Source organism: Albimonas marina (assembly GCF_029223255.1).
GTDB lineage: Bacteria > Pseudomonadota > Alphaproteobacteria > Rhodobacterales > Rhodobacteraceae > Albimonas.
Genome location: NZ_JARHUC010000004.1, coordinates 650303 through 672897 on the forward strand (window position 1 = coordinate 650303; position 22595 = coordinate 672897).

General features: G+C 73.4%; 17 protein-coding genes. 12 read left to right on the forward strand and 5 right to left on the reverse strand.

The features are described 5' to 3' along the window. Nucleotides 1-14: 14 nt before the first annotated feature. Nucleotides 15-2399 (reverse strand): transketolase, encoded by a 2385-nt coding sequence (locus P2H44_RS14430; protein ID WP_275764475.1) that lies wholly within the window; start codon nt 2397-2399, stop codon nt 15-17. A gap of 118 nt (nt 2400-2517) precedes the next feature. Here P2H44_RS14430 and P2H44_RS14435 point away from each other — a divergent pair, with 118 nt between their 5' ends. The 4 genes from P2H44_RS14435 to P2H44_RS14450 all read left to right on the forward strand — a co-directional run bounded on the left by P2H44_RS14435 (nt 2518) and on the right by P2H44_RS14450 (nt 6485). Next, a complete protein-coding gene (locus P2H44_RS14435) occupies nt 2518-2997 on the forward strand; it encodes an Lrp/AsnC family transcriptional regulator (protein ID WP_275764602.1) in 480 nt (159 codons plus the stop codon). A gap of 363 nt (nt 2998-3360) precedes the next feature. Then, entirely contained in the window at nt 3361-4098 is a 738-nt protein-coding gene (locus P2H44_RS14440; RefSeq protein ID WP_275764477.1) for an enoyl-CoA hydratase/isomerase family protein, read from the forward strand. A gap of 21 nt (nt 4099-4119) precedes the next feature. Next, nucleotides 4120-5313 carry an acyl-CoA dehydrogenase family protein gene (locus P2H44_RS14445; protein WP_275764478.1) on the forward strand — a complete coding sequence of 398 codons (1194 nt, stop codon included), beginning with the start codon at nt 4120-4122 and terminating at the stop codon, nt 5311-5313. A 14-nt stretch (nt 5314-5327) separates the two neighbouring features. Further along, entirely contained in the window at nt 5328-6485 is a 1158-nt protein-coding gene (locus P2H44_RS14450) for an acyl-CoA dehydrogenase family protein (RefSeq protein WP_275764479.1), read from the forward strand. Between the two features lie 199 nt (nt 6486-6684). Here the strand turns inward: P2H44_RS14450 and P2H44_RS14455 are convergent, their stop codons facing one another. After that, complete coding sequence (locus P2H44_RS14455; RefSeq protein WP_275764480.1) at nt 6685-7593, reverse strand: LysR family transcriptional regulator; 909 nt, start codon at nt 7591-7593, stop codon at nt 6685-6687. Nucleotides 7594-7727: 134 nt separating this feature from the next. Between P2H44_RS14455 and P2H44_RS14460 the strand changes: the two genes are divergently transcribed. The 4 genes from P2H44_RS14460 (at nt 7728) to P2H44_RS14475 (ending at nt 13028) form a co-directional block, all read left to right on the forward strand. Further along, nucleotides 7728-9464, forward strand: coding sequence for an acyl-CoA dehydrogenase family protein (locus tag P2H44_RS14460; protein WP_275764482.1), 1737 nt, complete (start codon nt 7728-7730; stop codon nt 9462-9464). Between the two features lie 5 nt (nt 9465-9469). Further along, on the forward strand, nt 9470-10693 hold the full coding sequence (locus P2H44_RS14465; RefSeq protein WP_275764484.1) for a CaiB/BaiF CoA transferase family protein: 1224 nt from the start codon (nt 9470-9472) through the stop codon (nt 10691-10693). Between the two features lie 326 nt (nt 10694-11019). Further along, the gene (locus P2H44_RS14470; protein WP_275764486.1) at nt 11020-12201 is read left to right on the forward strand and encodes a CaiB/BaiF CoA transferase family protein; all 1182 of its coding nucleotides are present in this window, start codon (nt 11020-11022) and stop codon (nt 12199-12201) included. Then, nucleotides 12198-13028 carry an enoyl-CoA hydratase gene (locus P2H44_RS14475; protein WP_275764488.1) on the forward strand — a complete coding sequence of 277 codons (831 nt, stop codon included), beginning with the start codon at nt 12198-12200 and terminating at the stop codon, nt 13026-13028. The genes P2H44_RS14470 and P2H44_RS14475 overlap by 4 nt, the downstream gene beginning before the upstream one ends. A gap of 376 nt (nt 13029-13404) precedes the next feature. Here the strand turns inward: P2H44_RS14475 and P2H44_RS14480 are convergent, their stop codons facing one another. Further along, nucleotides 13405-14589: a serine hydrolase domain-containing protein gene (locus tag P2H44_RS14480; protein ID WP_275764490.1), complete on the reverse strand. Its 1185-nt coding sequence runs from the start codon at nt 14587-14589 to the stop codon at nt 13405-13407. A 191-nt stretch (nt 14590-14780) separates the two neighbouring features. Between P2H44_RS14480 and hisD the strand changes: the two genes are divergently transcribed. The 3 genes from hisD to P2H44_RS14495 all read left to right on the forward strand — a co-directional run bounded on the left by hisD (nt 14781) and on the right by P2H44_RS14495 (nt 19205). Next, nucleotides 14781-16103 carry a histidinol dehydrogenase gene (hisD, locus tag P2H44_RS14485; RefSeq protein WP_275764491.1) on the forward strand — a complete coding sequence of 441 codons (1323 nt, stop codon included), beginning with the start codon at nt 14781-14783 and terminating at the stop codon, nt 16101-16103. A gap of 8 nt (nt 16104-16111) precedes the next feature. After that, nucleotides 16112-17335: an aminotransferase class V-fold PLP-dependent enzyme gene (locus P2H44_RS14490; protein ID WP_275764492.1), complete on the forward strand. Its 1224-nt coding sequence runs from the start codon at nt 16112-16114 to the stop codon at nt 17333-17335. 202 nt (nt 17336-17537) lie between these two features. Continuing rightward, the gene (locus tag P2H44_RS14495; RefSeq protein ID WP_275764493.1) at nt 17538-19205 is read left to right on the forward strand and encodes an AMP-binding protein; all 1668 of its coding nucleotides are present in this window, start codon (nt 17538-17540) and stop codon (nt 19203-19205) included. A gap of 418 nt (nt 19206-19623) precedes the next feature. On the opposite strand, the gene P2H44_RS14500 is transcribed toward P2H44_RS14495, so the two are convergent. Together P2H44_RS14500 and P2H44_RS14505 are read right to left on the reverse strand one after the other, a co-directional pair. Then, nucleotides 19624-20511 (reverse strand): enoyl-CoA hydratase-related protein, encoded by an 888-nt coding sequence (locus P2H44_RS14500; RefSeq protein ID WP_275764495.1) that lies wholly within the window; start codon nt 20509-20511, stop codon nt 19624-19626. Between the two features lie 120 nt (nt 20512-20631). Continuing rightward, nucleotides 20632-21702, reverse strand: a complete 1071-nt coding sequence (locus P2H44_RS14505) for a lytic transglycosylase domain-containing protein (RefSeq protein WP_275764497.1) — start codon at nt 21700-21702, stop codon at nt 20632-20634. A 307-nt stretch (nt 21703-22009) separates the two neighbouring features. On the opposite strand from P2H44_RS14505, the gene P2H44_RS14510 reads away from it, so the two are divergent. Further along, nucleotides 22010-22573, forward strand: a complete 564-nt coding sequence (locus P2H44_RS14510) for a hypothetical protein (RefSeq protein WP_275764499.1) — start codon at nt 22010-22012, stop codon at nt 22571-22573. Nucleotides 22574-22595: the final 22 nt, after the last annotated feature.

Here is a 22595-nt window from a genome sequence, read left to right on the forward strand (position 1 = left end):
CCGCGCCGGGGGCGTCAGCCCCGCGACCAGGCCAGCGTCGGCCGCCCCGCGGTCAGCGCCGCCCCGCGCTGGGCGATGGAGCGTCGGTCGATCCCGTGCAGGCGGTAGAGGTCGCCGATGGTGCCCGTCTGCCCGAAATGCTCGACGCCCAGCGGGATCGTGCGGTGGCCGTGGACGGCGCCCAGCCAGGACAGCGTGGCGGGGTGGCCGTCGATGGCGGTGACCATCGCGCAATGCGGGGGCAGGGCGGCGAGCAGGCTCTCGGCATGGGATCGCGCCTCGGCCCTTCCGGCGGCGCGGGCCTTCTGGGCGGCGCTCCAGCCGGCATGCAGCCGGTCGGCGGAGGTCACCGCCAGCACGCCGATGTCGCGCCGCCCCTCGGCCAGCATGCCGGCGGCGGCGATGGCTTCGGGCGCGACGGCGCCCTGGAAAGCGATGACCACCTCGCAGTTCGGCCCCGGCTCGCGCAGCCAGTAGGCGCCGTCGATGATCGACTGGCGCAGCGCGGGGGTCATCTCGCGCGTGGGTTGCTCGATGGGGTTGGTGGTCAGGCGCAGGTAGACCGAGCCGCCGGTGGCGTCGCGCAGCCAGGTCCGCGCGTCGGGCTCATGGTCGCCGTCGCGCTGCAGGTAGTCGAAGGCCCATTCCAGGATCACGCCCAGCTCGTCGGCGAAGGCGGGCTCGAACGCCGCCAGCCCGTCCTGGCTCATCCCCACCAGGGGCGTGCCGACGGACTGGTGGGCGCCGCCCTCCGGCGCCAGCGTCACGCCCGAGGGCGTGCCGACCACGATGAAGCGGGCGTCCTGGTAGCAGGCGTAATTCAGCGCATCGAGGCCGCGGTTCACGAACGGGTCGTAGAGCGTGCCGATGGGGATCAGCCGCTTGCCGAACAGCGAATGCGACAGGCCCGCCGCGCCCAGCAGCAGGAACAGGTTCATCTCGGCGATGCCGAGCTCGATATGCTGGCCCTCGGGCGTGAACTCCCACTTCGCGGTGGAGGGGATGCGATGCTCGATGAAGGCATCGGACTGGGCCCTGCGGGCGAACAGTTTTCGCCGGTTCACCCAGGGGCCGAGCGAGGTCGTGCCGGTCACGTCGGGGGAGGTCGTCACGATCCGCTCCGCCAGCTCGCCCCCGCCCTTGGCGATCCCGTCGAGGATTTTTCCAAACGCCATCTGGGTCGAGATTTCCCGGTCCGTGGCGGCGTCGATGGCCGGCGCGGCGACGCGGGCGTCCTCCAGCCTGCGGGTCCCCTTGCGGAAGAAGGGGACGCGGTCGAGGAAGGCGCGGAAGGCGGGCACGTCGCGCACGGTGGCGTCGGGCTCCCACTCCTGCCCCTCGGGCACGCCCATGTGCTCCTGCCAGGCGGCGAACTGCTTGGCGGTCATCAGGCCGCCGTGGTTGTCCTTGTGGCCGGCGATGGGGGTGCCCCAGCCCTTCACGGTGTAGGCGAGGAAGCAGGTCGGGCGGTCATGGTCCACGGCGGCGAAGGCGTCGGCCATCGTCTCCACGCAGTTGCCGCCCAGGTTCTCCATCAGCGCGGCCAGCTCGCGGTCCGAGCGGCGCTCGATCAGCGCGGTGACGTCGCCCTGGTCGCCCAGGTCGTCCAGCAGCCGCTTGCGCCACACCGCGCCGCCCATGAAGGTCAGCGCCGAGTATTCCTGGTTCGAGCAGGCGTCGATCCAGCCGCGCAGCTTGTCGCCGCCCTTCTCCTCGAAGGCGGCGCGCTGCAGGGCGCCGTACTTCACCCGCACCACGTCCCAGCCGAAGGCCCCGAAGATCTTCTCGATGCGCTCGAACAGGCCCTCGCGGACGATGCCGTCGAGGCTCTGGCGGTTGTAGTCGATGATCCACCAGCAATTGCGGAGGTCGTTCTTCCAGCCCTCCTGCAACGTCTCATAGACGTTGCCCTCGTCCAGCTCCGCGTCGCCGACCAGCGCGATCATGCGGCCCGTGGGCAGACCTTCGCCCCAGTTCTTGGCCTGCACGTAGTCCTGCACCAGCGAGGCGAAAGCGGTGATGGCGACGCCGAGCCCGACGGAGCCCGTCGAGAAATCCACGTCGTCCACGTCCTTGGTGCGCGAGGGGTAGGACTGCACGCCGCCCAGGCCCCGGAACGCCTCCATCTTCTCGCGGCTGAGGTTGCCCATCAGGTACTGGATGGCGTGGAACACCGGCGAGGCATGGGGCTTCACCGCCACCCGGTCCTCGGGCCGCAGCGCCGAGAAATACAGCGCCGTCATGATCGAGACCATCGAGGCCGAGCTCGCCTGGTGCCCGCCCACCTTGATCCCGTCCACCTTGGGGCGCACGTGGTTCGCATGGTGGATCATCCAGTGCGACAGCCACAGCAGCCGCTGCTCGATGGTCTTCAGGAAGGGCGCGTCGGGACGGGACATGGGCGGACTCGGGCGCTGGAGGTCGATCGCGCGAGCATAGCGCGGACGCCGCGGCAGGTTCCGTCTTTCTCGCCGCCTCCCGCCGCGATATTGGTGGATTCCATCGCAAGGAGGGGAAATCTTGGCTGAAACCGCCGCGCTCGACGATTTCGACCGCGCGATCCTGCGCGAGCTTCAGCGCGACGGCCGCGCCCCCGTGGCCGAGATCGCCGAGCGGGTGGGGCTCAGCGCCTCGCCCGTCGCCCGCCGCCTGCGGATGCTCGAGGCCTCGGGCGTGATCGCGGGCTACGCCGCGCAGGTGGACGAGGGGGCGCTGGGGCGCGGCTTCTCGGTCTTCGTCTCGGTGAAGCTCGACCGGCAGGTGGACGACGCGCTGGCGAGGTTCGAGGCCGCCGTCGCCGCCTTCCCCGAGGTGGTGGACTGCTGGCTGATGACCGGCAACCGCGACTACCTGATGCGCATCGCCACCGCCGGCCTGCCGGAGTTCGAGGCCTTCCTCGTCGGGCGCCTGACCAAGGTCCCCGGCGTCGCCTCGATCGAAAGCTCGATTCCGCTGCGCCGGGTGAAGGGCGGCGCGACGCGGCCCGCGGGGCGCTGAGGGCGCCGCCTCCGGGCGGCCGGCGGCGGCCTGGAATCGCGGGACAGGCGGCGGTCGCGCCCCCCTCGCGCCGCGCCCGGCCCGCGCGGCAGGTCGTCGCGCTTGTCCGCTCGTCCGATCCGACGGCGCGCCGCGCGCCGAGGGGGTGAAATTCAAGCGCGCAGTTAATATCTGGCGCTCCGCGCCGTCGCCCTGCGGGGCCGGGCTCGGCCCGGCGCCCGGGCCGCTCCGCCCGCCCGCGGCGCCAGCCCATCGACCGGGGCGCGGCGATGGCGTAGGGAACAATTCAATCGCCCGGTTAACGGGTGGGCCGGGGCGCGCGTCCCGGACCGACGAGATGGCCGGGGAGGCCGGGAGGAAACCATGACCCAGCTGGTGCTGCGCGACGACCGCGACGGACTGACGATCCTGACGCTGAACCGCCCGGAGAAGCTCAACGCCCTGACCATCGCCCTGTTCCAGGAGTTGCGCGACCATGTCGAGGCGCTGACCGACGACGAGAGCGTGCGCTGCGTGGTGCTGCGGGGCGCGGGCAAGTGCTTCTCGGCCGGCAACGACCTGGCCGACATCGGCGCGGGCGCCAAGCCGCCCTCGCGCGGGTGGCACTCCGAAACCCTGCGGATGATGGAGAAGATGCCCAAGCCGGTGATCGCGGCCGTGCACGGGCATTGCTACACCGGCGCGCTGGAAGTGGCGCTCGCCTGCGACTTCATCCTGGCCGCCGAGGACGCCAAGTTCGCCGACACACACGGCCGCTGGGCGCTGTCGCCCGTCTGGGGGATGAGCCAGCGCCTGCCGCGCCGGGTCGGGATCGCCACCGCCAAGCGCATGACCTTCACCGCCGACACCGTGCAGGCCTCCGAGGCGCTGCGGATCGGGCTGGCGGAATACGTCGTCCCCCTCGCCGCCTTCGAGGCCGAGATCGAGAAGCTGGGGCGGAAGATCGCCGACAACTCCCCCTTCTCCCACGCCGCGGCCAAGCGCCTGCTGGAGGCGACCGACGCCCGCCCGCTCGACGCCGGCCTCGCCTGGGAATGGCAGGAGAGCGAGGGCCGCGGCCCCGACGCGGCCGAACGCATCGCCCGTTTCCTCAAGAAATAGTCCGACCGGAGGCTGACCCGCATGAGCACCGATCTGGAGGCCTTCCGCGCCGAGGTCCGCGCCTTCCTCGAGGCCGAACTGACCGACGAGATGCGCGAGGCCGCGGCCAAGTCGACCAGCGTCTTCACCCCCTTCGCCCCCTGCATGGCCTGGCAGCAGGCGCTGGCGGCGAAGGGCTGGGCCGCGCCGCGCTGGCCGCTGGAGGCGGGCGGCTGCGACTGGACCGACGCCCAGCACGACGTCTTCGAGGCCGAGCTCCAGGCCGCCGGCGCGCCGGCGCTGCTGCCCCATAACCTCAAGATGATCGGCCCGCTGCTGCTGGACCTGGGCACGCCCGAGCAGAAGGCGAAATACCTGCCCGGCATCTACTCGGGCACGGATTTCTGGTGCCAGGGCTATTCCGAGCCGGGCTCGGGCTCCGACCTCGCCTCGCTGAAATGCGCGGCGGTGGCGGACGGGGACGACTACGTCCTGAACGGCTCCAAGACCTGGACCACCTACGCCCACCACGCCAACCGCATGTTCCTGCTGGTGCGCACGCGCTTCGAGGGCAAGCCCCAGCAGGGGATCACCTTCCTGCTGATCGACGACATGAAGACGCCCGGCATCGAGGTCCGCCCGATCATCGCGCTCGACGGCTTCCCCGAGCAGTGCGAGGTGTTCTTCACCGACGCCCGCGTGCCCCGCGCCAACGTGGTGGGGGCCGAGAACGACGGCTGGACCGTCGCCAAGCACCTGCTGAAATACGAGCGCGGCGGCGCCTCCCCCACGGCCGGGCTGCGGCGCAAGCTGATCCAGGTGCAGGCCGCGGCCGAGGCGCGCGACGACGGCTTCGGGCGCAGGCTCGCCGACGATCCCGCCTTCCAGGAGCGCCTGGGCCTGCTGGCGGCGGAGGTCGAGGGGCTCGATCACCTGTTCCGCGTCTGCTCGCCCCGCGCCGGCGGCGGCGAGATGGACCCCGCCTTCCCCTCGATGATGAAGACGCTGAGCGCCGACCTCGGCCAGTCCATCGCCGCGCTGATGATCGAGGTGGCGGGGACCGAAGGCCTGCCGCGCCAGCTCGAGGCGCTGGAGGTGGGCTCGGGCGTCGATCCGCTGAGCTCGGACTTCGACATGCTCGCCATGCCGTTCTGGCTGAACGCGCGGGCGACGACGATCTACGCCGGCTCGAACGAGATCCAGCGCGACCTGATCGCGCGCCGGGTGCTGGGCTGAGGGGGACGGACGCCATGGGATACGCCTTCACCGAGGACCAGGAGTTCTTCCGCACGAGCGTCGAGCGCTGCCTCGCGCGCGAGATGGATTTCGCCGCCCGCCAGAAGCTGCTGGCCGCGGGCGCGCCGCATTCGAAGGCGGTCTGGTCCGCCTTCGCCGAGATGGGCCTGCTGGGCCTGCCCTTCCCCGAGGCGCGCGGCGGCATGGACGGCTCGGCCGCCGATCTCGCCGCGGTCTGCGAGGTGATGGGCCGGCGCATGGCGGTGGAGCCCTACGTCTCGACCGTGGTGCTGGGCGGGCTGGCGCTGGCCGGCGCTCCCTCCACCCCCGCCCGCGACGCCCTGCTGGAGGAGGTCGCGGCGGGGACCGAGCACCTGGCGCTGGCGCATGAGGAAGGGCACGGCACGCCCGACCCCGCGCGCGTGGCGCTGGCCGCGACCCGCTCGGGCGCCGGTTGGCGCCTGGCGGGCGAGAAGCGTCTGGCGCTGGGCGCCGACATCGCGGGCTGGCTGGTGGTCAGCGCCCGCGTCTCCGGCGCGCCGGGGGACGAGGACGGGCTCGCCCTGTTCCTGGTCCCCGCCGACGCGCCGGGCCTGTCGTCGCGCGCCTATCGCACCATCGACGGCCGCACCGGGGCGCACCTGGCGCTCGCGGACGTCGAGCTGGGGCCGGAGGCGCTGCTGGCCGAGGGCGAGGCGGGCTTCGCGCTGCTGCGCCACGCGCTCGACCGCGGGATGCTGGCGCTCTGCGCCGAGGCGGTGGGCGCGATGGCGGCGCTGCTGGCGGCGACGGCGGACTATGCCAACGGCCGCAAGCAGTTCGGCGTGGCCATCGGCAGCTTCCAGGCGCTGCGCCACCGCATCGCGGACATGTACATGGCCCACCAGCGCTGCCGGGCGAGCCTGCTGGTCACCGCGGCGATGCTGGACGCGGGCGAGGCGCGCCCGCGGCACCTGTCGATCCTCAAGGCCCAGGTCGGCCGGCTGGGGCGGGAGCTGGGCGCCTCGGCCGTCCAGGTCCACGGCGGCATGGGCACGACCGACGAGCTCGAGGTCGGCCACCACGTGAAGCGCATCCTCGCGGCCGGAACCCTGTTCGGGACCGACCAGCAGCACCGCCGCCTGGTCGGCCAGGCGATGGGCCGCAGCCGCAACGCGGTCGAGGCGCTCTAGCCGCCGGGCCTCCGCGCGACGCAGGCCTCCCGGACCCCGGGGGGCAGGCGCACCGCCGGCCCCGCGCCGCGGGCGGGCGGCCGGACCCGGGCGCCGCGGCCGACGCGGCGCCTGCGCCCCGGTTGCGCCCGCGGCGCGGGGCGGGCGTCGCGCCCTCGGGCGCCGTCTTGCGCCGGCAGGGCGGAGCCTCGGGCCCGGCTCAGCCCGCGTCCAGCGGTCGGCCGAGGCCGTTGCCGCGCACGTGGCCGACGAACTCGCGCGCCGCGGCGCTCAGCCCCTCGCGCCGCCAGCACATCAGGATGCCCTGTTCCGCGCCCGCCCCGTCGACCTCGACATAGGCCACATCGCCGAAGCCCTTGCGGCTCAGCGCGGCGGGCACCAGCGCCACGCCCATCCCCTGCGCCACCAGGGCCACGATCGTGAACCAGGTGCGGATCTGCCAGGGCGCATGCGCCGCCACCCCCGCCTCCGACAGCAGCCCCGCGATGCGGTCGTGGTTCGCCGCCGCGTATTCGCGCGAGAACAGCAGCGCCCGCTCCCCCGCCAGCTGGTCCAGCGAGATCCGGCTGCGCCCCGCCAGCCGGTGGCCGCGGGGCAGGGCGCAGACCAGCCGCTCGGTCTCGATCAGGTGGCTGGCGAGCTCCTCGGGCAGGGGCGCCTCGTGCAGGAAGCCCACGTCGAAGCGCGCCTGCAGCAGCCCCTCGACCTGGCCGGAGGTGTTGACCTCGTGCAGCGCCAACTCGACGTCGGGAAACCCCTCCTCGAAGCCCTTCAGCGTCTCGGGCAGGCGGCGGAACAGCATCGAGGGCACGAAGGAGACGGTCAGCCGCCCCCCCGCCCCGCGCGCCGCCCGGCTCGTCAGCGCCTGCGCATGGTCGAGCTGGCCCAGGATCCGCGCCGCCTGCGCGGCGAAGACCGCCCCCGCCTCGGTCAGGCGCACCTGCTTGGAGCTGCGCTCCATCAGCGCGCAGCCCAGCTGCTCCTCGAGCTGGCGCAGCGAGGCCGAGAGCGGCGGCTGCGAGATGTTCAGCTTCGCCGCCGCGCGGCCGAAGTGCAGCTCCTCCGACAGGGCGAGGAAGTGCTGGAGCTGACGGAAGGTGATGGCCATGGCGGCGGTCCATATCAAATGCGATATCGTTCAATAGAAAATCGGTATTGGATCGGCAATCGCCCACAGGGCAGTCTCCGCCCCGGCCCCGCCCGACCCTGGATCGGGCGAGAGAGACCGGGAGAGACGACGCCATGGCGAGCATCCACCGCAACATTCCCGACAGCGCGGGGCTGAACGTCCTGCGCGCCGATCCCGCGATGTCGGCGCTGCTGGAGGTCTATCTCGACCCCGCCGTCCACGCCCGCATCATGCCCCAGGTCGACCGCATGGGCGCCCTCGCCGGCGGCGCGCTGGAGGAACTGGCGCTGAGCGCGGACAAGAACCCGCCGGTCCTGCACATCCGCGCCCGCAACGGCGCCGACGACGAGCGGATCGAGAAGCACCCCGCCTACCGGGAGCTGGAGCGGGTGGCGTTCTCCGAGTTCGGCCTCGCCGCCATGTCCCACCGCGCGGGCGTCTTCGGCGCCGGGGACAAGCTGCCGCCGCTGGTGAAATACGCGCTCGTCTACCTCTTCGTGCAGGCGGAGTTCGGCCTGTGCTGCCCGCTGTCGATGACCGACAGCCTGACCCGCACCCTGGTGAAGTTCGGCGACCGGGAGCTGGTCGACCGCTACTTCGACCAGCTCACCTCCCAGGACATGGACCAGCTCTTCCAGGGCGCGATGTTCATGACCGAGCAGGTGGCGGGCTCCGACGTCGGCGCCATCGACACCGTCGCCCGGCGGGAGGGCGAGGCCTGGAAGCTCTACGGCGACAAGTGGTTCTGCTCGAACCCCGACGCGGCGCTGGCGATGGTGCTGGCCCGGCCCGAGGGCGCGGGCGAAGGCACGAAGGCGCTGTCGCTGTTCCTGCTGCCCCGCCACCTGCCGGACGGCAAGAAGAACGCCTACCGGATCCTGCGGCTGAAGGAGAAGCTGGGCACCAAGTCCATGGCCTCGGGCGAGATCTCGCTGGAGGGCGCGACGGCCTACATGGTCGGCGACCCCGGCCAGGGCTTCAAGCAGATGACCGACATGATCAACAACTCGCGGCTGGCGAACGGGGTTCGCTCCGCGGGGATGATGCGGCGGTCGGTGAATGAAGCGCTCTTCATCGCGCGCAACCGCACCGCGTTTGGAAAACGCCTGATCGACCTGCCCCTGATGCGCCGGCAGATCCTGAAGATGCTGGTCACGGCCGAGCAGGGCCGCTCGATGGTGTTCCAGACCGCCCGCGCGCTGGAGGCCTCCGACACGGGCGACGCGCGCATGGCGAAGGTCCTGCGGATCATGACGCCGCTCCTGAAGTTCCGCACCTGCCGCGATGCGCGCAAGGTGGCGGGCGACGCGATGGAGGTGCGCGGCGGCTGCGGCTACATCGAGGAATGGTCCGACGCCCGCGTGCTGCGCGACAGCCACCTCGGCTCGATCTGGGAGGGGACCTCGAACATCGTGGCGCTCGACGTCTCCCGCGCGGTGAAGCGCGAGGATGCGCTGACCCACCTGAGCGCGTATATGGACGAGCTCTCCGCCCAGTCCGACGGCGATCCCGCCGCGGCGGGCCGGGCGCGGGAGGCCTATCTGCGCGCCGCCGAGTTCCTCGACGGCGTGGCCCACGACCGGGCGCGGGAGGCGGACGCCCGCCAGGCGGCCTCGGCCGTCTACAACGCGACCTCGGCCGTGGTGATGTGCTGGGAGGACGCCCGCCTGCGCGAGCGCTCCAACGCCTATGCCGGCGACCGCGCGCGCCTGTCGGACGCGGTGATCGCCCACAAGCTGGCCGCGCGCGATCCGTTGCGCGGGACCGCCGACGAGGAGGCCGATGCCGCCTCGATCCTCGAGCGCGCCCTGGCCGACGGGCCGGGCGCCGACGCCCTCGCCGCGGAGTGACGCGAATGAAAGACGCCCCTGAAGCCAGCCCCGCCCTCGCCCCGACCGGGGCCCTCGCGGGCCTGAAGGTCGTGGACCTCTCGCGCGTGCTGGGCGGCCCGTTCTGCGGCCAGATCCTGGGCGACCACGGCGCCGACGTGATCAAGGTCGAGCCGCCCGCGGGCGACGAGACCCGCGCCTGGGGCCCCCCGTTCCTGGAGGGGACGGCCTCCTACTTCCTCGGCCTCAACCGCAACAAGCGCGCGATGGCGCTGGACCTGACGAAGCCCGAGGGGCGCGAGGTCCTGTTCCGCCTGCTCGACGGCGCCGACGTGCTGCTGGAGAACTTCAAGACCGGCACGCTCGAGAAGTGGGGCCTGGGCTACGACGAGGTGCTCGCCCCGCGCTTTCCGAAGCTGATCCACTGCCGCGTCTCGGGCTTCGGCGCCGACGGCCCGCTGGGCGGCCTGCCCGGCTACGACGCGATCCTGCAGGCGATGGGCGGCATCATGTCGGTCAACGGCACGCCCGAGAGCGGCCCGACCCGCGTCGGCCTGCCGGTGGTGGACATGGTGGCGGGGCTGAACGCCACGCTCGCCGTGATGCTGGCGCTGCGCAACCGCGAGGAGACGGGCAAGGGCCAGTTCGTGGAGAGCTCCCTCTTCGACGCCGCGCTGTCGCTGCTGCATCCGCATGCGGCGAACTACGTGCTTAACGGCAAGACCCCGCGCCTGACCGGCAACGACCATCCCAACATCAGCCCCTACTCGGCCTACGCCACCGCCACCCGCCCGGTCTACCTGGCGGTGGGCAACGACCGCCAGTTCCAGCGCCTCTGCGCCCTGATCGGCGCGCCCGAGATCGCCGAGGATCCCCGCTTCGCCACCAACGGCGACCGGGTGACCAACCGCGAGGATCTGCGCGTGGTGCTGGAGGCCGCGATGGCCGACCAGGACGGCGGTCCGCTCGCCCAGAAGCTGATCGAGGGCGGCGTGCCCGCGGGCCCCGTGCTCGACGTCGCCGAGGCGCTGGAGCAGCCCCATGCCCGTCACCGCGGCATGCGGGTCGAGATCGACGGCTACCAGGGCCTCGGCGCGCCGGCGAAGCTCGACCGCACCCCGGCGAACTTCCGCCGCAAGCCGCCCGCCTTCGGCGAGCACACCGCCGAGATCCTGGCCGAGGCCGGCTATTCCGACGACGAGATCGCGGCGCTGCTCGACAGCGGCGTGGTCCCCGCCGCGAAGGGCTGAGGCGCGCGGCCCGCGTCCGGGCGCGCCGGGCCCGGGCGCGACGCCCGCCCTGCGCCGCGGGCGCCGGGCCCGACCCGGGCGCCGCGTCGGCCGCGGCGCCCGGTCCCCGCGTCTCGCCCGCGGCGCTCGGCAGGCGCCGCGCGCGCCGCGCGGGTCTCCGACCGGGCAGGACGGCGCCCGGGGGCGCGGAGGCTTCGGCCGGCCGCCGGCCGGGGCCGCGCACCGCGGCCGCCGCATTCGCCCTCGACGCGCGGCGCCCGCGCTGGATAGGCTGCGGCTCCCCGCGCCGCAGGAGACCCGCCCGTGACCGCCCCGAAAGACCTGCCGTGAGAGCTCCCGTCGCCTCCGGCCCGCTCGCGCGCTTCCGCATCCTGGACCTCACCCGCATCCGCTCCGGCCCCACCTGCGTGAAGCAGTTCGCGGACTGGGGCGCCGACGTGATCCGCATCGAGCCGCCCGAGGACGCCTCCGGCTACGCCGACCGCTCCGGCTCCGATTTCCAGAACCTGCACCGCAACAAACGGTCCCTGACGCTGGACCTGAAGGCGCCGGAGGGGCGGGAGCTGCTGCTGCGCCTCGTCGACGGGGCCGACGCGCTGGTCGAGAATTTCCGCCCCGGCGTGATGGACCGGCTCGGTCTGGGGTGGGAGACGCTGCATGCCCGCAACCCCCGGCTGGTGATGGGCTCGATCTCCGGCTTCGGGCAGACCGGGCCCTACGCCTCGCGCCCCGGCTTCGACCAGGTGGCGCAGGGGATGGGCGGGCTGATGTCGGTCACCGGCCTGCCCGGCCAGGGGCCGGTGCGCGCCGGCATCCCCGTCGCGGACCTGACCGCCGGCATGTTCTGCGCCATGGGCATGATGGCCGCGCTGCTCGAGCGCGAGGTGACGGGCGAGGGACGCTGGGTGCAGACCTCTTTGCTGCAGGCGCAGGTGGCGATGCTGGATTTCCAGGCCGCGCGCTGGCTGATCGACGGCGTGGTCCCCGGCCAGGCCGGCAACGACCACCCCACCGCCACGCCGATGGGCGTCTACCCCGCCGCCGACGGCGCCCTGAACATCGCCGTCACCGGCGCGCGCATGTGGCGCGACTTCTGCGACGTGATCGGCCGGCCGGACCTCGTCGACCATCCCGACTACGCGACGCCCAAGGACCGGCTGCGCAACCGCCCCGCGCTCAACGCCCTCATCGGCGGGATCACCGCCACGCGGACCATCGCCGAGTGGACCGACGCCCTGCTCGCCGCCGGCATCCCCTGCGGGCCGATCAACGCCGTCGACCAGGTCTTCGCCGACCCCCAGGTCCAGGCCATGGGGCTGGTGGGCGAGGTCGAGCACCCGACCCGCGGCCCCCTGAAGGTCCTGAACCAGCCCGTGAAGATGTCGGGCGCAGAGCCGGTGCTGCGCGCCCCCGCGCCAGAGGCCGGCGAGCATTCCGAGGCCCTGCTGGAAGAGCTGGGCCTCGCCCCCCAAGAGATCGCCGACCTCAAGGAGCGCAAGATCACATGACCGCCGTCCCCATGCCCGAGCCGATCCCCGAGGCCGACGGCTACACGCCGCAGATCATCGTCCGCGTCGAGGACGGCGTGGGCTGGATGATCGTCTCCAACCCCCGCCGCCGCAACGCGCTGACCCTCAACATGTGGCGCCAGATCCCCGGCGCGATGGCGCAGCTGACCGCCGACCCGTCCGTGCGCGTGGTGGCGATCCGGGGCGAGGGCGAGGCGAGCTTCGTCTCGGGCGCCGACATCACCGAGTTCGCCCGCCTGCGCTCGACGCCCGAGCAGGTCGCCGCCTACGACCAGGCCGGCCGCGCGGCGGGCGAGGCGATCTCGGGCTGCCCGCTGCCCACCGTCGCCGTGATCCGCACCTGGTGCGTGGGCGGAGGGCTGGGCACCGCGCTGGGCTGCGACCTGCGCATCGCCGACGCCAACAGCCGCTTCGCCATCCCCGCCGCGAAGCTGGGGCTGGGCTACCGCTATCCGGGGGTGAAGACGCTGGTGGACCTGGTCGGCCCCTCCCACGCGGCCGAGATCTTCTTCACCGCCCGACAGTACGACGCCGAGGAGGCCCTGCGCATCGGCCTGATCAACCGCGTCCTGCCGATGGAGGACTTCGACGAGGCGGCCGCGCGCTACCTCGCCGCCATCGCGGGCAACGCGCCGCTGACGATGAAGGCCGCCAAGATGGCGATCCGCGGCGCCACGGCGAGCGACGACCCCGCCGACATCCAGGCGATCGACGCGGCGGTGCAGACCTGCTTCGACAGCGCCGACTACGCGGAGGGGCGCGCGGCGTTCAAGGAGAAGCGGGCGCCGAAGTTCCAGGGGCGCTGAGACGGGGCAGGCGTTCCGGGCGAGGGGGAGAGGGGGCGCCCTGCGGGCGGGCTTGGGCCTGCGGCTGGGGGCGCGCCTTTGTTTGCGAAGGGCGGGAGCCTCCGGCGGGCTCCTGACTCACCAAAGAACAGGGGGCCGCGCCTGTCCTTCGGATCCGTCTCTCGCTGAAGATGCCTGAGCGACTCGCCCGCCGGGGTCAAGGACAAGCCCCGCGCAAGCGCGGGGTCGCTTCGCGATCCTGGACCCCGGCGAACGAGTCGCTCTTTACGGCATCAGCGAGAGACGGCTCCGAAGAACAGGCGCTTTGCGAGGACCTCCGCGCATCGCGCCGGGGCGCGTGGGGCGGGCGGCGGGCGGGATCGCCGGGCGGGCGGCATCAGGCGGCGCGGGCGCAGGCGCGGGCGGCGTCGACGAGGGACTGGCCGCGCGGGTTCAGGAGCAGGCCGGGGCCCATCTTCGTCATCGCGTAGCCGAAGGACATCTCGAGATCCGGGTCGGCGAAGCCGAGGCTGCCGCCCGCGCCGACATGGCCGAAGGCGCGCGGGCCGATCACCAGGCTGTCGAGGCCGCGCGCCCGGTTGTCCATCGCAAGCATGAAGCCGGGGCCGAAGCGGGTCGGGATCTTCAGCGTCGCGTCGAGGTGGCCGGCGGAGCTGGCCTGGGCGAAGGCGGCCGCGGTCTCGGGCGCCAGCAGGCGGGGGCCGGCCGACGAGGCCAGGGGGGCGAACATGCCCGCCAGCGCGCGGGCGTTGGCGACGCCGCTGGCGGCGCCGATCTCGGCGGCGCGGCCCTCGGGCGTGTTCACCCCGCCGCTCGCCCAGGTCCCGTGGTTGAACAGGAACAGGTTGGGGATCGTGCCCGGCGTCTTCGCTTCGCGCGAGAAGGCGGTCTCGGGCGCGTCCCTGGGCGGGCGGAACAGGATCATCGGCGCCACCCGCGGCTCCTCCGACGCGGGCAGGCCGATGTGGAAGTCGAGGCCGAGGGGGCCGGCCACCTCCTCGGCGAAGACCTGGCCGAGGGACTTGCCGGTCGCGCGCCGGATCATCTCGCCGATCAGGAAACCGTAGGTCAGGGCGTGGTAGCCGGTGCGCTCGCCGGGTTCCCAGAAGGGCGTCTCGGCGGCGAGGCGCTCGACCATGTAGTCGGGGTCCAGCAGGCAGTCGGGCTTCACCTTCTCGCGCAGCGCGGGCAGGCCGACGGTGTGGTCGAGCATCATCCGCAGCGTCGCCCCGCCCTTGCCGGCGGCCGCGAACTCCGGCCACAGGTCGGCGGCGGGGGCGTCGAGGTCCAGCAGGCCCCTTTCGACCAGCCGGTGGGCGGCCAGCGCGGTGGCGGCCTTGGTGCAGGAGAAGACCACGCAGACCGTGTCCCGCTCCCACGCCCGGCCCGCGGCGGGATCGGCGAGGCCGCCCCACAGGTCCACGACCGTCTCGCCCTTCACCGTGACGCAGACCGAGGCGCCGACCTCGCCCCGCTCGGCGAAGTTGCGGGCGAAGGCGTCGCGCACCGGCTCGAAGCCGGGGGCGCAATGGCCGTGGATCGGGGCGGCGGCGTCGGTCATGAAATCCTCCCGGCTCGCCCATGCTCTTGGCGGCCGGGCGTTCGGCCTCCTGCATAGACCGCGCCCGGAGAGAGGATCAACGCGCAGGATCGGGGCGCAGGATCATCGACCGGCGCGCGCAACCGCTCTATCCCTTGCAGGGTCGGCCGCGCAGACGGCCGCCCGCCAGGCCTGCCCGAGGAGACCGCCCCGTGATCACCCACCTCAAGACCGCCCGTTCCGCCGCCGAGCGCCAGGACGACGACGCGAAGGTCCGCGCCGCGGTCGAGGCGACGCTGGCCGAGATCGAGACGCGCGGCGACGCCGCCGTGCGCGAGCTGTCGGAGAAGTTCGACAACTACTCCCCGCCCGCCTTCCGCCTCTCGCCCTCCGACATCGAGGGGCTGATGTCGCGCGTCTCCCCCCGCGACATGGAGGATCTGAAGTTCGCCCAGGCCCAGGTCCGCGGCTTCGCGCAGGCCCAGCGCGCCTCGATGACCGACGTCGAGGTCGAGCCGATCCCCGGCGTGATCCTGGGCCACAAGAACATCCCCGTGCAGTCGGTGGGCTGCTACGTGCCCGGCGGCAAGTTCCCGATGGTCGCCTCGGCGCACATGTCGGTCGCCACCGCCTCGGTCGCGGGCGTGCCCCGCATCATCGCCTGCACGCCGCCGTTCAAGGGCGAGCCGAACCCCGCGGTGATCGCCGCCATGCACCTGGGCGGCGCGCATGAGATCTACGTGCTGGGCGGCATCCAGGCCGTCGGCGCCATGGCGCTGGGCACCGAGACGATCGAGCCGGTGCACATGCTCGTCGGCCCCGGCAACGCCTTCGTGGCCGAGGCCAAGCGGCAGCTGTTCGGGCGGGTGGGCATCGACCTCTTCGCCGGCCCCACCGAGACGCTGGTGATCGCCGACGAGCACGGCGCCGACGCCGAACTGTGCGCCACCGACCTGCTGGGGCAGGCCGAGCACGGCTACAACTCGCCCTGCGTGCTGATCACCAACTCCCGCGCGCTGGCCGAGGGGACGATGGCCGAGATCGAGCGCCTGCTGAAGATCCTGCCCACGGCCGAGACCGCCGCCGCCTCCTGGCGCGACTACGGCGAGGTGATCCTGTGCGACACCTACGAGGAGATGCTGGCCGCCGCCGAGGAGGTCGCCTCCGAGCATGTGCAGGTGATGACCGACCGCGACGACTGGTTCCTGGAGAACATGAGGAGCTACGGCGCCCTGTTCCTGGGCGCGCGCACCAACGTGGCGAACGGCGACAAGGTCATCGGCACCAACCACACGCTGCCCACCAAGAAGGCCGGCCGCTACACGGGCGGGCTGTGGGTCGGCAAGTTCCTCAAGACCCACTCCTACCAGAAGGTGCTGACCGACGAGGCGGCGGCGATGATCGGCGAATACGGCTCGCGGCTGTGCATGCTCGAGGGCTTCGTCGCCCATGCCGAGCAGTGCAACGTCCGCGTGCGCCGCTACGGCAAACGCAACGTGCCCTTCGGCGCGGCGGCCGAGCCGGTCGAGGGCTGAGGGCGGCCATGACCCTTGCCCACGGGACGCCGGACGATGCGGCGGCCCTTCCGCCTCGCCCCAGGGTCTACGGCCGCGCGCTGCGGCCGCTGTGGGCGCTGCGGGAGGGGACGGCCTTCCTCAACCACGGTTCCTACGGCGCCGTGCCCTGGACGGTGGCGGTCCGGCAGAAGGCGCATCGCCGGCGGATGGAGGCTGAGCCCGACCTGTTCTTCGCCGAGATGCAGCGCCGCGGACCCGGCGCTCCCCTTCGGCAGGTCGCCCGCGTCTTCGCTGGGCTGCTGGAGACGCCGGCGGAGCGGCTGGCGCTGGTCGAGAACGCCTCGGCCGGGGTCACCGCCGCGCTGGCCTCGGCGGAGCTGAAGCCGGGGGACGAGGTGCTGATCTCCTCCCACCAGTACCCCGCCGTCCGCCTCGCCGTGGCGGCGCTCGCCCGGCGCACCGGGGCCGTGCCGGTGGTGGCCGACGTGCCGATGCCCACGACGCCGGAGGAGGCCGCCGAGCGCCTGATGGCCGCCGTCACGCCCCGCACCCGGCTGGCGGTGCTGGACCACATCTCCTCGGCCAGCGCGCTGCGCTGGCCGGTCGAGGCGCTGGTCCCCGAGCTGCGCGCCCGCGGGATCGCGACGCTGGTCGACGGGGCCCATGCGCTGGGCCACCTGCCGGCGCGCCCCGCCGCGATGGGCGCCGACTGGTACGTCTCCAACGCCCACAAGTGGCTCTACGCTCCGCGGGGGACGGCGGTCTTCTACGCCTCGGAGGAGGCCGCGGCCCGCCTCTCGCCGCCCACGGTCAGCCATTTCCTCGAAAGCGGCTTCCCCGACGCCTTCGACTACCTGGGCACGCGCGACTACTCCGCCTGGCTCTCGGCCCCCGCGGGCGCCGAGTTCGCCGAGCGGATGGGGCAGGAGGGCGCCGCCCTGCATGCCGCGATGCTGCTCGGCGCCGCGCGCGAGGCGCTGGGCGCGCTGGGGGCCGTCCCGGTCTCGCCGCTCGAGCCGGGAATGCGGATGCTCTCCTTCCTGATGCCCCCGGCGCTGGTCTCGCCAGACCCCGCCGAGGTCGCCGTCCTGCGCGAGGGGCTGCTGGCCGAGGGGATCGTCGTCTACCTCCAGCCCTTCCTGGGCCGCGCGATCCTGCGCGTCTCGGCCCCGCCCTACGCGGACGCGCAGGACGTGGACCGGCTGGCCGAGGCGCTCGGCCGCCGTCTGGGGGCGCGCGCGGCGGTCTGAGGGGACCGCCCGTCGACCGGGCGCCAGCAAGCGCCCGCCGACCGGGCGTCGCCGAAGCGCCCGCGGTCCGGGCGTCGGCTCGCGCGCGCCCTCCATCCGGGCGTTGCTTTCCAGCCGTCCGACAGGTTCACTCGTCGGCAACGGCCCGCGCGCGCGCCTCCGAAGACGCGCGGCAGACGGGCGAGACCCTGGGAGGATCTTCATGGACGACGCGACCCCCGCGCCCGCCCGCATCGCCGTGCAGCCCGCGCCGAAGGCGGCCCAGCCCGCCGACCCGCGCATCCCGCCCATCGACCGGGTGGTGACCCGCGACCTGATCGACCGCTGGGCGCGCGAGCGCGGGGACAAGACCTTCGTGGTCTTCGACGACGACGGCGAGAGCTGGAGCTACCGCGCCTTCCGCGACCGCGTGGTGCAGACCGCGCTGGGCCTCCAGTCGCTGGGCGTCGCGCAGGGCGACCACGTGCTGGTCTTCGCCCCCAACGGGCGCGAGCAGCTCAGGATCTACTTCGCGATCAACTACCTCGGCGCCGTCTACGTGCCCATCAACACCGCCTATCGCGGCAAGCTGCTGGAGCACGTGGTCGAGGTCTCCGACGCCCGCCTCGCCGTCGTGCACGGCGACCTCGCCCCCCGCCTGTCGGAGGTCGCGACCGCGAAGCTGGAGCGGCTGGTGATCCTGGGCCCGGACGCCGAGACGGTCCTGCCCTCCTTGCGCTACGAGGACGCCCTGCTCCCGCAGGAGGGCGAGCTGGCGGCGCCCGGGCGCCCGATCCAGCCCTGGGACCCGATGGCGATCATCTACACCTCGGGCACCACCGGCCCCTCCAAGGGGGTGCTCGCGAGCTACCTGCACATCTTCTCCAACGCCGGGCCCGAGACCTGGCCCTTCGTGGGCGAGGACGACCGCTACCTGATCAACGCGCCGATGTTCCATATCGGCGGCATGGGGCCGATGTACGTGATGCTGGCCCGCGGCGGCTCGCTCGCCATGGTCGACCGCTTCGACACGGCGACCTTCTGGGACTCGGTCCGGCGCACCGGCTCGACCGTGTGCTTCCTGCTGGGCGTGATGGCGACCTTCCTCATCAAGCGGCCCCCCGCGCCCGACGACGCCGACAACCCGCTGCGCCTCGCGCTCGTGGTGCCGCTGGGAGAGGAGGCGGCGACCTTCGGCGAACGCTTCGGGATCGAGATCCGCACCATCTTCAACATGACCGAGATCAGCTCCCCCATCGTCTCGGAGGCCAATCCCTCGGCCGTGGGCGCCTGCGGCAAGCCCCGCGCCCATGTCGAGGTGCGCCTGGTGGACGAGAACGACTGCGAGGTGCCGCGCGGAACCGTGGGCGAGATGCTGGTGCGCACCGACCGGCCCTGGGCGATGAACTCCGGCTACTACAAGAACCCCGAGGCGACCGCGAAGGCCTGGCGCAACGGCTGGTTCCACACCGGCGACGCCTTCCGCCAGGACGCGGAGGGGAACTTCTTCTTCGTCGACCGGATGAAGGACGCGATCCGCAGGCGGGGGGAGAACATCTCGTCCTTCGAGGTGGAGGTCGAGGTGCTGGCCCACCCCGACGTGAACGAAGCCGCCGCCGTCGCCGTGCCCAGCGAGCATGGCGAGGACGACGTGATGGTGGTGGTCTCGCCGGTCGCGGGGCGCGAGATCGACCCCGAGGCGCTGCTGGCGTTCCTCCGCGCGCGCATGGCCTACTTCATGGTCCCCCGCTACATCCGCGTGATGCCGGACCTGCCCAAGACCCCCAGCGCCAAGGTGATGAAGACCGAGCTGCGCGCGGAAGGCGCGGCGGGCGCCTGGGACCGCGAGGCGGCGGGGATCCAGGTGAAGGGCGAACGCTTCGCAGGATGAGGCTCGGGTCGGGCCGGTCGCAGGGAAGCGGAGAGGAGGCGCCCTGCGGGCGGGCTTGGGCCTGCGGCTTCGGGCGCGCCCGGATCGGGGAGGGCGGGAGCCTCCGGCGGGCTCCTGACTCACCAAAGAACAGGGCCCCGCGCCTGTTCTTCGGATCCGTCTCTCGCTGACGATGCCTGAGCGACTCGCCCGCCGGGGTCAAGGACAAGCCCCGCGCAAGCACGGGGTCGCTTCGCGATCCTGGACCCCGGCGGACGAGTCGCTCTTTACGGCATCAGCGAGAGACGGCTCCGAAGAACAGGCGCTTTGCGAGGACCTCCGCGCGTTGCGCCGGGGCGCCTGGGGTGGGCGAGGCGCCTGTTGGGGCGAGGGGAGGCGGGCCGGGCGGCCGCGGAAGGGGGGCGCCCGGCGCCTGCGCCTAGTCCCCGCGGGCAGGCCACCAGGGGTACTGGCTGGGCATGTCGGTCGAGACCTTGCCGGGGAAGTCGGCCTTGCGCTTCTCGAGGAACGAGGCGACGCCCTCCTTCACGTCCCCGTGGCGGCCGCGCTCCAGCGACATCGGCGCGTCGATCTCCAGCACGCCCCAGGGATCGGGCGCGCCCGCGAAGCGCCACAGCAGCTGGCGCGTCAGCGCCACCGAGACCGGGGCGCTGTCGGCGGTGAGCTCGGCCGCGATCTCCAGCGCGCGGTCCAGCAGCGCCTCGGGCGCGACCACCTCGGAGACGAGGCCGCCGGCGAGCGCCTCCTCCGGGCCGAAGACCCGGCCCGACATCGACCAGCGCAGGGCCTGCGGCAGACCCACGATGCGGGGCAGGAACCAGGCCGAGCCGGCCTCGGGCACCAGGCCGCGGCGGGCGAAGATGAAGCCCAGCTTCGCGCCCTCGGCCACGATCCGCACGTCCATCGGCAGGGTCAGGGTCAGGCCCACCCCGACCGCCGGGCCGTTGATCGCGGCGATCACCGGCTTGGGGCTGTCGAAGATCGCCTCGACGAAGCCGCCGCCCACCTTGCGTCGGCCGGTGCCGGCCATCTCGCCGAACATCTGCGCCTTGCCCTCGCCGCTGGAGTCAAAGGCGTCGGCGCCGGCCGAGACGTCCGCCCCCGCGCAGAAGGCGCGGCCGGCGCCGGTGACCACCACCGCGCGCACCGCGTCGTCGGCGGCGGCCTCGGCCAGGGCGCGGGCCAGCTCCTCGCCCATCACGCCGGTGTAGGCGTTCAGCTTGTCGGGGCGGTTCAGCGTGATCACCATCACCTCGCCGCGGCGTTCGACGGCGACGTCGGACCAGGCTGCGGGCGCATCCTGCATGGGGTCTCCTCCCGGGATTCGGCTCCGCCTCGCACGGGCGGATTCCATCAGGGACCCATACTGCCTTGCGTATCCGCGCAGGTCACCCGGCGATTGCGGCGGCGGCCGCGCGCCGCGCGCTCAGTTGCGGTTGATCCGGCAGATCGCGCCCGAGCGGCGGAGCTGCAGGCAGAAGTTCATCGCCTGCGTCCGGCTCGCGGCGGGGGCCTGCACCGTGTACCAGCGCATCGTTCCCCGCCCCGGCACCGTGGTGCGCACCACCTGCAGGCGCTTGTCGGCCAGCAGCGAGGCGTGGGCCCGGCGCATGTGGCCGGCCAGCCGCTCGGCCTGGCCGCGCTGGCGGGCGGTGGCGATCACCACGCCCCAGGGCGAGATCGGGTCCGCGAACTCCCGCACCTTGCGGGTCGAGGCCTGCTCGACGCAGGCGTCGTGGAAGGCGGTGTCGCCGTCGAGCCGGTAGTCCACCGCCTCGGGCGGGGCGTCGCGCCAGGCGCGGGCGGAATGGCCGGTGATCGCGTCGACATAGGCCAGCGTCTCGCCCGGCAGCAGCGCGTCCTTGTCGGCGAGGAACCGCTCCGCCCGGTTCTCGCCGCCGTTGTAGGCGACCGCGGCGAGGCCGGGGTTGCCGTAGCGCTCCGACAGCTCGGCGAGGTAGGTCGCCGAGGCGAAGATCGCCTCCGCCGGGTTGAACGGATCCTCCAGCCCGCGCAGCTTCGCGGTGCCGGGCATGAACTGGGCGATGCCCTGCGCGCCGGCGGGGCTGACCGCGGCGGCGTCGAACAGGCTCTCCTTCCACAGCAGGCGGGCGAGGAAGCCGGTGTCGAGCCCCGTCTCCCCCGCCGCCAGCGCGATCGCGGAGCAGACGTCGTCGAAATAGCTGTCCAGCCGGATGCAGCTGCGCCCGTCGGGGGTGCAGCGGGCGTCGGCGGGGGGCGCGGGCGGGTCCTCGGCGCGCGCCGGCGGGATCGCGACGGCGGCGGCGTCGAGGAGGGCGTCGCCGGGGGCGGGCGCCTGCGCCTCGGGCGGCGCGTCGGACGAGGCGGGGGCCGCGGCGGGGGAGGGCGTCTCCTGCACGGCGGGGGGCGCGTCTCGGTCGCCCGGACGCGGCATGACCTCGGTGTCCGCCACGCCCGGTCCGGGCGTCGCGAGCAGGGCCAGCGCGGCGGCGAGGGGGACGAAGCGGCGTCGCATCGGGATGCAGATGGGGCCCGATGCGGCGCCTGCAAGCCCCGCCCGCGCGCGCAATGAAGCATGACGCGGGGGAATGGCAACCCGGCGGCGCGTCGGATGCGGCCGAAGGGCGGTCCGGGGCCCCGCGGGGCCCGGACCGGCCGCGGGCGACCGGCGTGAAGGTCGCTTTCGACGCGGACGTCGCCCCGCGCTATCTTGCTGACGGACGGCGACGCTCGGGATCGGCCGGGGGGCGGCGTCCGATGGCGCCGCCGGATCCGCGGCGTCGGCGCGTGAAACCCCGGGGGCGACGGTGGAGGAGACGATGATGACCCGTTTCGGACTGGCGACGGCGGCGCTCGGCGCGACGCTGGCCATGGCCTTCGCGGCGGCGCCCGGCGAGGCGCGCGCCAGCGAGGCCACGGCGCAGCAATCCTGCCTCTACCAGCTCAAGCGCAGCGGCGAGCAGAACACCGATTTCGCCACCGTCGCCCGCTCTCGCCGAAGCGGCGGGGCCTGGGACGTCGAGCTCGAGGACACGGTCGGCATGCCGTGGGACTGCCGGGCGCGCGACGACGGAACCATCGAATACCTGCGCAGGGGCGTGCCCGGCGCGACGGGCGGCGGCCACGGCGGCGGCAAGGACAAGGACAAGAACCACGGCCGCGACGACGACGGCGGCCGCTGGGGGGAGGAGACCCGACCCGCCCGCCAGGCCTGCCGCGAGGCGGTGCGCGCACGCTCGGGCCGCGGCGGGATCTCGATCGAGCGGGTCGAGTTCTCCCAGGCCAACACGCTGGTCATCCTGAGGGACGACGACGAGAAGGGGACCTGGCGCTGCCTGTCCTCGAACCGCGGCAAGGTGGCGGAGCTGAAGTTCGTGCGCAACTGAGGCGGCCCCGAGCCGGGGCCCG